Here is a 12053-nt window from a genome sequence, read left to right on the forward strand (position 1 = left end):
TGGCCAACAGGAGAAGGACATGCGCGAATGACCACGGTCACCATCGCCATCCTCTGCGGCGTCATCGCCGTGGTCTATGGCTTCGTCACCAGCCAACAGGTGCTGAAGGCCTCGCCCGGCGATGCCCGGATGCAGGATATCGCCGCCGCCATCCAGGAAGGGGCCAAGGCCTATCTCGGCCGGCAATATACCACCATCGCCATCGTCGGGGTGATCGTCGCGATCGTCCTGTTCCTCACGCTCAACGCCGTCTCCACGATCGGCTTCGTCGTCGGCGCGGTGCTGTCGGGCGTCGCCGGCTATGTCGGCATGAACATTTCCGTCCGCGCCAACGTCCGCACCGCGGAGGCCGCGCGCACCTCGCTGCAGGGCGGGCTCACCATGGCGTTCCGCTCGGGCGCGGTCACCGGCATGCTGGTGGCGGGGCTCGGCCTGCTCGCAATCAGCACCTTCTTCTGGTACCTCACCGGTCCCGCCGGCCATGCGCCGAATGACCGGATCATCGTCGAGGCACTGACCGCCCTCGCCTTCGGCGCCTCGCTCATCTCGATCTTCGCGCGGTTGGGCGGCGGCATTTTCACCAAGGCCGCCGACGTCGGCGCCGACCTCGTCGGCAAGGTCGAGGCCGGCATTCCGGAGGACGATCCCCGCAATCCCGCGGTGATCGCCGACAACGTCGGCGACAATGTCGGCGACTGCGCCGGCATGGCCGCCGACCTGTTCGAAACCTATGTCGTCACCCTCGGCGTGACGATGATCTCCATCGCCCTGCTCATCCGCGCCGACGCCGCCGAGCTGATGCGGCTGATGAGCCTGCCTTTGCTGGTCGGCGGCGTGTGCATCGTCACCTCGATCATCGGCACCTACATGGTCCGGCTTGGCAAGGGCACGATCATGGGCGCGCTCTACAAGGGGTTCTGGACCTCCGCCTTGCTGTCGATCCCGGCGATCTACCTCGCGATGCGCTACGTGCTCGGCGACCTTTCCCGCACGATCGGCAGCGCCGGCTTCCTCGATGCCGTGTCCGATGACCTCACCACCGGCTTCGATCGGCCCGCCGCGGCGGCCGGCGCGGTGGCGAGCTTCACGGGGATGGACCTGTTCTGGTGCATGGTGATCGGCCTCGCCGTCACCGGCCTCATCGTCTGGATCACCGAATATTACACCGGCACCAATTATCGCCCGGTGAAGTCGATCGCCGCCGCCAGCCAGACCGGCCACGGCACCAACGTCATCCAGGGCCTCGCCATCAGCCTGGAGGCGACGGCGCTGCCCACGCTGGTCATCGTCGTCGCGGTGATCGCCACCTATCAACTCGCCGGCATCATCGGCATCGCCTTCGCCGCGACCAGCATGCTCGCGCTCGCCGGCATGGTCGTCGCGCTCGATGCCTACGGCCCGGTCACCGACAATGCCGGCGGCATCGCAGAGATGGCGCATCTGCCCGACGACGTGCGCACCCGCACCGACGCCCTCGATGCGGTCGGCAACACCACCAAGGCGGTGACCAAGGGCTATGCGATCGGTTCGGCCGGCCTCGCCGCGCTGGTGCTGTTCGGCGCGTACACCACCGATCTCCAGACCTATTTCCCCGACATCACCGTCGATTTCAGCCTGTCCAACCCCTATGTCATCGTCGGGCTGCTGCTCGGCGCGTTGCTCCCCTATCTGTTCGGCGCGTTCGGCATGACCGCGGTCGGCCGCGCGGCGGGCAGCGTCGTCGAGGAGGTGCGCGGCCAGTTCCGCGACAATCCGGGAATCATGGAGGGGACGAGCCGCCCCAATTACGGCCGCACCGTCGACCTCGTCACCCGCGCCGCGATCAAGGAGATGATCGTCCCCTCGCTGCTCCCCGTCCTCTCGCCGATCGCGCTCTATTTCGTCATCCGCTGGGTGGCGGGGCAGGCGCAGGGCTTTGCGGCGCTGGGCGCGATGCTGCTCGGCGTCATCGTCTCCGGCCTGTTCGTCGCGCTGTCGATGACCAGCGGCGGCGGCGCATGGGACAATGCCAAGAAATATATCGAGGACGGCAATTACGGCGGCAAAGGCTCGGAAGCCCACAAGGCCGCCGTCACCGGCGACACGGTCGGCGATCCCTACAAGGACACCGCCGGCCCGGCGGTGAACCCGATGATAAAGATCACCAACATCGTCGCGCTGCTGCTGCTCGCGGCACTGGCGGGCGGGCACGGCTGACGTCCCGGCGATCGGCGACCTGCACTGGGTCGCCGATCGCCAATCGCCGCCGGAATGGATGAAAGCCGCGCATCCGATTCCTCCGCGGCAGCCACAACAACATCCGCCACGGATGATCCGCCAATCTAAATCACATCTTTTCCCGACACCGTTTCGCCCATGCGAAACAGCGTCGACAATCACCTATACTATGGCGACAACCTGCAGGTGCTGCGCGATCATATCGCCGATGCGAGCGTCGACCTGATCTACCTCGATCCGCCGTTCAACTCGAACGCCAACTACAACATTCTCTACAAGTCTCCGATGGGCATCGGTTCGGATGCTCAGTTGGGAGCGTTCGAGGATACCTGGAGTTGGAGCGACGCGGCTGAGGACGCCTTCGACCAGTTGTCACGGAGTCGCTACACCCAGGCTTTTGAATTGATGCGGGCCACACGCCGTTTCCTGGGTGAGAACGACTTGATGGCTTATCTGACGATGATGGCGATCCGCCTGACCGAACTGCACCGCGTCCTCAAGCCGACCGGCAGCCTCTATCTCCACTGCGATCCCACAGCGAGCCATTATCTGAAGGTCCTGCTCGATGGCGTATTCGGCGCCGACCGCTTCCGCAGCGAGATTATCTGGAAACGTACGAGCAGCCACGCAGGGGCGAAACGCTGGGCGCCGACACACGACGCCATCTTCCACTATGCGCGCGGCACGTCGGCGACATGGAACCTCATCCGTCAATCCCATGACGCCCAGCATGTTGCCCAGAAATACGCGAACCAGGACGCACGCGGCGCGTTCATGCCAGCCGACCTGACCGGTGCCGAAAGGCGTTCCGGCGATTCAGGTTTGCCGTGGCGCGGGTTCGCACCGGATGCGCTCGGCCGCCATTGGGCCGTACCGCGCAAAGTCTCTGACGGCTCGGTGCATATGGCCGACTGGCACGCTATCTCCACGCAGGAAAAGCTGGACCGGCTGGATGCGGCTGGATTGATCTACTGGCCTGCCAAAGGGTCGGGATTTCCGCGCTTCAAACGCTATCTCAACGAGGGCGTACCATTGCAATCCGTCGTGGTGGACATCCCTCCGCTCAATTCGCAAGCGCGCGAACGCCTCGGCTATCCGACACAAAAGCCCGTCGCACTCCTCGAACGCATCGTCGCCGCCTCCTCGAACGAGGGCGACGTGGTGCTCGATCCCTTCTGCGGCTGCGGGACCGCGGTGCATGCCGCGCAGAAGCTCGGCCGGCACTGGATCGGCATCGACGTGACGCATCTCGCCATCTCGCTGATCGAAAAGCGGATGCAGGCGGCGTTTCCCGACGCCGCCTTTACCGTGGAGGGCACGCCCAAGGACCTCGAGTCCGCCCGCGATCTCGCCCGCCGCGACAAATACCAGTTCCAATGGTGGGCGGTGTCGATGGTCGACGCGCAACCCTATGGCGGCCGCAGGAAAGGCGCCGATGGCGGCATCGACGGCCTCATCTACTTCAAGCCCGACGGCAAGCGCACCGAACGGGCGATCGTGTCGGTCAAGGGCGGCGACAATGTCGGCGTGACCATGATCCGCGACCTGCATTCCGCCATGACCCGCGAAGGCGCGCCGATCGGCGTGTTCGTCACCCTCACCGCACCGACGGGACCGATGTTGAAGGAAGCGGCCGCCGCCGGGCGTTTCGAGGATGGCTTCGGCCGCACCTATCCCCGGTTGCAGATCGTGACGATCGCCGATCTCTTCGCCGGCAAGCGCCCCGAACTGCCCTATCCCGATCCCACCGCCGCCTTCCGCCGCGCGGCGCGGGAGGATATTGCGCGGCAGGATCGGCTGCTCTGACGACGCCCCTGTCCTACACGCCCCCTTCCGTGCCAATCCGTATCCGCACCGCTCTTTGACACCGTCGATGCTGCCCCCCCCGCGCGATCGTCCGGAAAGGGTGATTTCGAACGGGACGTGCCGTAAACTTCGCCAACTTCCGCCGCGCGGCGGCGTTGCCGAATCGCCCCCGCATCCCCATCTTGCGGTTCGGCAGATCGCCCCCGTCCGCAACGGATGCCGGGGCCGCCTGCCTTGCTTCCCTTTTTCGGTGTGTTGCGCTATGGGCGCGCCCGAACTTGCACGAACAGAGGTTGATTTTTGGCCAAGGAAGAATTGCTCGAGATGCGCGGCCGCGTGGTGGAATTGCTCCCCAACGCGATGTTCCGGGTGCAGCTCGAAAACGATCACGAGATCCTGGGGCATACCGCCGGCAAGATGCGCAAGAACCGCATCCGCGTGCTGGTCGGCGACGAGGTGCTCGTCGAACTGACCCCGTACGATCTCACCAAGGGGCGGATCACCTACCGCTTCATGCCCGGCCGCGGCGGCCCCGGCCCGCAATAAGCGCGCGGCGGCGGCCGCGTGCCGCCCCCGGCTGTTGCCCGTCCGTCACAGCGCGTCCCGTGCCGCTCGTCCTCGCCTCGTCTTCGCCGCGCCGCCGCGAACTGCTCGGCCGCCTCGGCATCGTGGCCGATCGCATCGCCGCGCCCGATATCGATGAAGCGCCGCGTCCTGCGGAACCTCCGCGCGATTACGTGCTGCGCATCGCCTGTGCCAAGGCGCGCGCGGTAGAGCGTGCCGCCGATGAGGTGGTGCTGGCCGGCGACACCACCATCGCCGTCGGCCGCCGCATCCTCGGCAAGCCCGCCGACGACGCCGACCTCGCCCGCATGCTCGCGCTGCTCTCCGGCCGGCGCCACCATTGCCTGTCCGCGGTCGCGGTGATCGACGCCGCCGGCACGCTGCGCCACCGCCTGTCGGACACGCTGGTCGCCTTCCGCCCGCTCGATGCGGGCGAGATCGCCGCCTATGTCGCCAGCGGCGAGGGCGAGGGCAAGGCGGGGGGCTACGCCATCCAGGGCCGCGCCGAGGCGTTCGTCCGCTTCCTCCACGGCAGCCATTCCGGCGTCGTCGGCCTGCCGCTCACCGAAACCCGCGCGCTGCTGCGCGCTGCCGGACTGCCGCTTGCCTGAGTGGATTTGGGAGGCGGGGATCGGCGAATCCCGCGCCGCTCTGGTCGAAGGCGACACGATCGTCGAAGCCGTCATCGACCTGCCGGCCGCGCTGCGCCTCGGCACCGTCGCACGCGCGCAACTGGTCGAGCTGACCGCCGGCGGCATGGGCCGGCTCGACGTGGCGGGCGACGAGGCGGTGATCGCCCGCATCCCGCCCGGCGTCACCAAGGGCGCGCACCTCACCGTCGAGATCACGCGAGAGGCGATTCCTGAACCCGGCCGCCCCAAGCCGGCACGCGCGCAAGCCAGCGATGCGCCCGAACGGCCCGGCCCCGACCTGCCCGACCGCCTGCGCGCCACCGGCCATCCCGTTCGCCAGCTTCGCGCCTACGAACCCGATGCGCTGGAGGCGGCGGGCTGGTCCGAACTGCTCGAAGAGGCGAGCGGCGGTGCCATCCCCTTCCCGCTCGGCGCGTTGCGGCTGTCGCCGACGCCGGCGATGACGCTGTTCGACGTCGACGGTCCGCCGCCGCTCGAACCGCTCGCCCGCGCGGCGGCGGAGGCCGTGGCCCGCGCGATCCGTCGCCACGGCATCGGCGGGTCGATCGGCATCGATTTTCCGACTCTGCCCGGCAAGGCGGCGCGGCAGGCGGTGGCCGAGGCGATCGATGCCGCCCTGCCGCAACCCTTCGAGCGCACGGCGGTGAATGGCTTCGGCTTCCTCCAGATCGTCCGCCCCCGCCCGCGCGCGTCGCTACCCGAGTTGCTGCGCGCCGATCCGATCGGCGCCGCGGCCCGCGCGTGGCTGCGCCGGCTGGAGCGCGAACCGCCGGGCAGCCCGATCCACCACCGCATCCCCGCCGCCGTCCACGCGCGATTCGCCGCCCAGCCGGACTGGCTCGCCGAACTCGCCCGCCGCACCGGCGTCATCCACCGACTGGACCCTGCATGAACCCCGCCACCTGCCCGATCTGCGACACGCCCGCCGCCCCCGAATACACGCCATTCTGCTCGCGCGGCTGCGCCAATCGCGACCTCCTGCAATGGCTAGGAGAAGGATATCGCCTCCCGGCGAGCGATCCTGCGCAAGACGGGCTGGACAGCAGCGATTCCGCTGACTAAAGGCGCCCTTCCCAACGCGGCGATCCGCCGCGCTGCACCCTGCCCGGGTAGCTCAGTTGGTAGAGCATGCGACTGAAAATCGCAGTGTCGGCGGTTCGAATCCGTCCCCGGGCACCATCCCTCTTCCTCCTCAGTGCGCCAGCGGCGTCTCCTCGAACCGGTCGAGCAGGGTCGCGACGTCGTCGTAGCGGCTGACCGCATCGGCCAGCGCCGCTTCGTCGAACCCGCCCGATCGCACCGCGACCGATGCCACGCCGCATTTCGCCGCTGCTTCGATGTCATACGGGGTGTCGCCCACCACCATCGCATGCGCCGGCAGCGTCCGCGCCTTCTTCAGCGCGGCGGCGAAGATATCGCCGGCCGGCTTGGTGGTGGATACGTCGTCCTTCGATGTGGTCGCGTCGACCACGTCGGCGACGTCGAGCAGCCGGACGTAATGGTCCAGCTCCTCGCCGTTGGCCGAGGAGGCGAGCACCACCTGGCGCCCGCTCGCCGCCACCCGGCGCAGCAGGTCGGCGGCACCGGGGAACGGCTGCACTTGCGCGAGATAGCGACGCTTGAAGATCGCGCCGTGGCGCTCGGCCAGCCGCTCCACCGCCGCGTCGTCGGCCTCCGGCCATAGCGCGGGCACCAGCAGGTCGCCGCCCTTGCCGATCTGGGCGCGGATCGTGTCGGCGTCGATCGGATGGTCCGCCTCGCGGAACACCTGCTCCCATGCCGCGACATGATAGTCGTTGCTGTCGACCAACGTCCCGTCGAGATCGAACAGGACGGTGCGCACCGCCGGCCGCTCCCGCGTCAGCCAGGCGGCCAGCGCACTCGCGCCGAGCAGCGCCGCCCCCGTGCGCGCCGAGCCGCGCCGGCGCAGCAGCCGCAAGCCCAGCGTGGCCGCCGCGCTGGTGACGAGCCCCGCCTTGCCGATGCCCGCCGCCGCGCCGGCATAGGCACCGGCCCGGCTCGCCGCGAAATCGGCGGCCGGGCCGGCGTGACGCTGCCGGCCCTCGGCGGGCGCACCACGCTCCGCCCCGTCGCCGGCGACATGGTCGGCAACCCAGGACCCGCGGCTGCCGAGCGGCTGCGCGCTGCCCGTGGTGGTGTCGATACGCGTCTGGTGCTCGAGCTCGGCGTTCAGTTCGGCGCCGAACACGAGGATGTAGCTCGACAGGTACAGCCAGGTCAGCATTACGACGACCGCGCTCAGCGAGCCATAGGTGGCGTTGTAATTGCCGAAGCTCGCGACATACAGGCCGAAGCCGACGCTGAGCAGCAGCCAGCCGATCGCGGCGAACAGCGATCCCGGCGTCAGCCACGCCCAGCGCGCCTGCGCCCGCGACGGGCCGAACCGGTACAGCGTCGCCGCAACGCCTGCGCCCGCCCCCAGCAGCAACAGGTACGAGGCGACCTTGCCGATCACCAGCACCGCTTCCGGCGCGCCGGGGAGCAGCGCCTCCAGCTTGCCGAGCGCGGCGATCGCCACCGCCGCGACCAGCGCCACCACCACCGCCGCCGCAGTGATGCCCAGCGCCAGCAGGTTCACCTTGATGAAGCCGCGCCGCTCCTCTTCCTCATAGGCGATGTTGAGCGAGGTGATGACCGCACCGGCGCCGTTGCGCGCACCGAACAGCGCCAGTCCGATCGCGATCAGCAGGCCGAACCCCTTCTTGCCGTCGGACGACTGCACCACCGCCATCAGCTGCTCGCCGACCAGCCGCGCAGCATCGGCCGGCATCACGGACGTCAGCCGCTGCATGTCGGCGATGACGGTTTGCGGATCGGCGATCAGGCCATAGCTCAGCACCATCGCACCGAGCAGCGGCACCAGCGCCAGAAAGCCGTAGAAGGCGACACCTGCCGCGATCAGGCCGACATTGTCGTTGCTGGTTTCCGCCCAGGTCCGGCGCAGCACCGCCATCCAGCCGCCACGCGGCATCTGCCATGGGCTCGTCGCCTGATGGCCTTGGTCGTCCCCGCGATTGTTCACGTCGTTCCCCTGCGCGCATATAGGAACCTAGGCGAACCGGTGGGCGCGGGCGGGGTTCCCTCGCGCGGCCGGTCCGGCTGCGTTCCCGTTTCGATACGGCGCCGAGCGGCGTTAACCGCTGGTCCGTTACGTCCGATGCGCGCATGCGGTCAGCGCCGGGGGCAGGATTTTTCGAACCAGGGCAGCGGCTTGAAAGCCATGACGCGCGACACCTCGACCATGGCCGACACTCCCGCAGCACCGCCGCAGGCAATCGGACCATCGGCGGAGCGGATCCACACGCTCGACGTGCTGCGCGGCGTCGCGATCTGCGGCATCCTGCTGATGAACATCCATGCGATGGGCGATGTGTCGGAATATCCGCTGACGCGCTTTCCCGCGGCATGGAATGCGCAGTGGATCAGCTGGGGCATCCAGATGCTGTTCGTCGAAGGGGCGATGCGCGGCCTCTTCACCCTGCTGTTCGGCGCCGGCATAGTTATCATGCTGCGGCGGGCGGAGGGGGCCGGCGCCTCGACACGCCCGCTCGACATCTGGGCGCGGCGCTGCGTCGCGCTGATGGGCTTCGGCATCGTGCAGTGGCTGGTGCTGCTGTGGCCGGGTGAGATCCTGTGGAATTACGGGGTCAGCGGGCTGTTCCTGCTCGTCTTCCGCTCGGCCCGGCCGCGCGCGCTGCTGCTCGCCGCCGCAGTCCTGATCGCCGGACTGGGCGCGAACGGCGCCTTCTGGACACACCAGCAGGTCACCGAGCTGGAGCGCGGTGCCATCGCCCGCCCGCCCTACGATGCGGCGGCACAGGGCGCCGTCGCCGCCGAGCGCGAGCATCGCGCCGTCCTCCACCCGTCGCCGGAGGAGCGGGCGCATCGCATCGCACAGCGCACCCAGCTGACCGGCCTGCTGCACTGGAGCGCCGGCTATTGGATGCGCGAGAACCTGACGATCACCGGCTGGGTCGATATCGCCGAAAGCGTCAGCTTCATGCTGATCGGCATGGCGCTGTTCCGGCTCGGCATCCTGACCGGCGCCGCTCCGGCCGCGACCTACCGCCTGATGCTGATCGGCGGCTATGGCGGCGGGCTGCTGCTGCGCGGGCTGCATCTGGCCTTACTGGCGCGCACCGAACTCGACATGGGATCGCCGCTCGTGCCCGGTTGGGCGTGGATCGCCGCGGAGGCGATGGCCGAGCCGGCGCGGCTGCTGGTGACGCTGGGCCATGCCGGGCTGACCGTCACCCTGCTGCGCTCCGGCGTGTTGGGACAGGCAATTACCCTGCGCGCGCTCGGGCGGATGACGCTCAGCGTCTATGCCTTGCAGTCGCTCCTCGGCGCGCTGATCTTTTATGCGGCGGGCTATCTCGGCGTCTTCACGCTGCCGCAGCTGTGGCTGATCGCATGCGGCATCTGGATCGTTTCCGCCCTGCTCTGCCGCTGGTGGCTGGCGCGCCACGCGATGGGACCGGCGGAGACGCTGCTCCGCCTGATCGCCTATGGCGGGGCCGGGGCGCGGCCGCACCCCGCCCCGCTCTGATCATTCCGCCGTATCGCGCGGGGTGAGCGGCCCGGGGAAATAGGACAGGTGCGGCGGCTGGTTGTACGCCGTATTCTGCCACGCCACGCCCAGCCGATAGACCGGGTCCTGCATCAGCGTCACCAGCCGGTGCGTCGTCGGATAGGGCGTGACGTAGATCCGCAGTTCGCGATTGTCCGCCGACCGCCACATCACCTCCTCGCGCCAGTCGCCCAGGATATCCGCCTGCAACGCCGGGTTCGCCTTTGTCCCGTTGTTCGATGCGACGTCGTCGGGGTGAAGCAGCGGGACAGCGCTGCCGGTGCGCCAGTCCCATTTGCTGATCGTCGTGCCGTCCAGCAGCTCGCGCAGCAGGTCGCCGTCCCAATAGAGCGCGAAGTTGGTCTGCCGCGGTGCCGGGCCGATCGGCTGCCCCTTCACGTCGAACAGCTCGCGGCTGTTCGAGCCCCACAGTTCGGCGCCGACGTGCCGCGGATCGATATCGGCGGCAAGGCCGCGGCCGGTGTCGCGATCGGCCGGCTTGGTCCACAACACCGCGCCGGTGCGTGCATCGAGCAGCGCCGATCCGATGCCGCCGTTGCGCTTCACATCCTCATGCACCCCCCATTTTTCCAGGCCCGGACGCAGCGGGTCGAGATCGCTGACGTGCATCGCGTCGCCATGGTACAGCGGCTGCGTCCACAGGCCCTTGCCGGTGTCGTCGATCGCCATCGATCCGTAGATCACCTCGTCGCGTCCGTCGCCGTCGACATCGGCGATGCTGAGTTCGTGATTGCCGCGGCCCGCATAATCGGCATTTCCCGGCGCCGCGCTGTCGAACAGCCAGCGCCGCGTCAGCTTGCCGCCGCGGTAATCCCAGGCGGCCACCGCGGTGCGCGCATAATAGCCGCGTCCGAAGATCATGCTCGGCCGCTTGCCGTCGAGATAGGCGACGCCGGCGAGGAACCGGTCAGACCGGTTGCCATAGCCATCCCCCCAGGTATCGCGCAGCTGTTCGAAGCTCGGGTTGCCGCCGGGAAAGCGCGGCGGGTCGTAAGGAGCGGTCGCCAGCGCACGGCCGCTGCGCCCGTCGAATACCGTCAGATATTCCGGCCCCTTCAGGATGCGTCCTTGCAGCGGCGCGACCTTGGTGCCGTCGGCCAGCACCTTGGCCCCGGTACGATCGGGCTGCGGCACCTCGCCGTCATGGCCGCGCCAGTCCGCCTTGGCATCGCCGATCACCGTACCGGCGCCGTCGACCGTGCCGTCGGCGGTCTTCATCGCGACTTCGGCCCGGCCATCGCCGTCGAAGTCGAACACCTGGAACTGCGTGTAATGCGCGCCGGCGCGGATGTTGCGGCCGAGGTCGATCCGCCACAGCCGCTTGCCCTCCAGCGTATAGGCATCGAGGAAGACGTTGCCGGTATAGCCCGCCTGGCTGTTGTCGTGGCTGTTCGTCGGGTCCCATTTCAACACCACCTCATACCGCCCGTCGCCATCGAGATCGCCGACCGAGGCGTCATTGGCGGTGTAGGTGTAGCCTTGCCCGTCGGGCGTGGTGCCGCCCGGCGGCGGGGTCAGCGGGATCGACAGGTATCCGCGCGGCAGCATCAGGGCCGGGCCGCTCGCCGTACCACTCTTGCCGCCGACCACCGGCCGGACGGTATAGCGCGCGGTTGCGCTGCCGTTCGCATCGACGAAGGCGGTGGCGGCAGCAACCGGCTGCGCATTCACCTTGCGACCGTCGCGATAGACGTCGAACGCTATGCCCCGCGGATCGTCGGCGAGCAGCCGCCAGCTGACCAGCCAGCCCCCGTCCTTCGCCGGCGACGCCACCAGCCCACGATCGAGCCGCTCGGCGATCCGCGGCGGCTGCGCGAGGGTACCGCCCGCCAGCATCGATCCCATCAGCAATGCCGCGGCTATCCTGTTGCAGCGTCTCGTCATCTTCGGTCCTCTCCAGCGCTGGCGAATCAGCTTGTCTCAATAATCATGATTGCATTTCAAATTTTGGCAACATAGGATCGGAACGCCAGTCCAGTATGTGGACTAGGGAGCCGGCGACACGCCGCGGCGACGGTAAAATCCGCGTCGATATCTGGAGGGGTTACGCGATGAACAGCCTGACATGCACGACAGCCGCCGCCACCGGGACGACCACCGCGTCCGATCCCGCCGTGCGCACGTACGCGGCCGTCACGACGGGCTGACGCTGACCTTCGCCATCTAGCTCGGGCGGCTGCCGGGTGCAGCGCCCATCGGCC

The 12053-nt window shown here is 68.6% G+C and carries 9 protein-coding genes and 1 tRNA gene; 8 read left to right on the forward strand and 2 right to left on the reverse strand.

Annotated elements, in window-relative coordinates:
• Positions 1-27: 27 nt before the first annotated feature.
• The 7 genes from ACTZQ5_RS04970 (at position 28) to ACTZQ5_RS05000 (ending at position 6419) form a co-directional block, all read left to right on the forward strand.
• On the forward strand, positions 28-2196 hold the full coding sequence (locus tag ACTZQ5_RS04970; RefSeq protein WP_443584050.1) for a sodium-translocating pyrophosphatase: 2169 nt from the start codon (positions 28-30) through the stop codon (positions 2194-2196).
• A gap of 159 nt (positions 2197-2355) precedes the next feature.
• Complete coding sequence (locus ACTZQ5_RS04975; protein ID WP_443584051.1) at positions 2356-4023, forward strand: DNA methyltransferase; 1668 nt, start codon at positions 2356-2358, stop codon at positions 4021-4023.
• A gap of 300 nt (positions 4024-4323) precedes the next feature.
• A complete protein-coding gene (gene infA, locus ACTZQ5_RS04980; protein WP_017977808.1) occupies positions 4324-4569 on the forward strand; it encodes a translation initiation factor IF-1 in 246 nt (81 codons plus the stop codon).
• A gap of 59 nt (positions 4570-4628) precedes the next feature.
• Entirely contained in the window at positions 4629-5198 is a 570-nt protein-coding gene (locus ACTZQ5_RS04985) for a Maf family protein (protein ID WP_443584052.1), read from the forward strand.
• On the forward strand, positions 5191-6132 hold the full coding sequence (locus tag ACTZQ5_RS04990; RefSeq protein WP_443584053.1) for a ribonuclease: 942 nt from the start codon (positions 5191-5193) through the stop codon (positions 6130-6132). Before ACTZQ5_RS04985 ends, ACTZQ5_RS04990 begins: the two co-directional genes overlap by 8 nt.
• On the forward strand, positions 6129-6302 hold the full coding sequence (gene yacG, locus ACTZQ5_RS04995; RefSeq protein WP_443584054.1) for a DNA gyrase inhibitor YacG: 174 nt from the start codon (positions 6129-6131) through the stop codon (positions 6300-6302). The genes ACTZQ5_RS04990 and yacG overlap by 4 nt, the downstream gene beginning before the upstream one ends.
• Before the next feature lie 41 nt (positions 6303-6343).
• Positions 6344-6419, forward strand: a tRNA-Phe gene (locus ACTZQ5_RS05000).
• Between the two features lie 13 nt (positions 6420-6432).
• Here ACTZQ5_RS05000 and ACTZQ5_RS05005 read toward each other — a convergent pair.
• Positions 6433-8283, reverse strand: coding sequence for a YhjD/YihY/BrkB family envelope integrity protein (locus tag ACTZQ5_RS05005; RefSeq protein ID WP_443584055.1), 1851 nt, complete (start codon positions 8281-8283; stop codon positions 6433-6435).
• Between the two features lie 219 nt (positions 8284-8502).
• Here ACTZQ5_RS05005 and ACTZQ5_RS05010 point away from each other — a divergent pair, with 219 nt between their 5' ends.
• Positions 8503-9810: a DUF418 domain-containing protein gene (locus tag ACTZQ5_RS05010; protein ID WP_443584056.1), complete on the forward strand. Its 1308-nt coding sequence runs from the start codon at positions 8503-8505 to the stop codon at positions 9808-9810.
• Here ACTZQ5_RS05010 and ACTZQ5_RS05015 read toward each other — a convergent pair whose 3' ends face one another.
• Complete coding sequence (locus ACTZQ5_RS05015) at positions 9811-11736, reverse strand: rhamnogalacturonan lyase (protein ID WP_443584057.1); 1926 nt, start codon at positions 11734-11736, stop codon at positions 9811-9813. It lies immediately after the preceding gene.
• Positions 11737-12053: the final 317 nt, after the last annotated feature.

The sequence above is a fragment of the Sphingomonas cellulosilytica genome, assembly GCF_052321755.1.
In the GTDB taxonomy this organism is placed as follows: domain Bacteria; phylum Pseudomonadota; class Alphaproteobacteria; order Sphingomonadales; family Sphingomonadaceae; genus Sphingomonas.

Excerpts from the sequence above, each read along its gene's own strand:
- ACTZQ5_RS05010 (WP_443584056.1), top strand. The coding sequence starts at position 8,503 with ATGGCCGACACTCCCGCAGCACCGCCGCAGGCAATCGGACCATCGGCG.
- ACTZQ5_RS04970 (WP_443584050.1), top strand. The coding sequence starts at position 28 with ATGACCACGGTCACCATCGCCATCCTCTGCGGCGTCATCGCCGTGGTC.
- yacG (WP_443584054.1), top strand. The coding sequence starts at position 6,129 with ATGAACCCCGCCACCTGCCCGATCTGCGACACGCCCGCCGCCCCCGAA.
- ACTZQ5_RS05015 (WP_443584057.1), bottom strand. The coding sequence starts at position 11,736 with ATGACGAGACGCTGCAACAGGATAGCCGCGGCATTGCTGATGGGATCG.
- ACTZQ5_RS04975 (WP_443584051.1), top strand. The coding sequence starts at position 2,356 with ATGCGAAACAGCGTCGACAATCACCTATACTATGGCGACAACCTGCAG.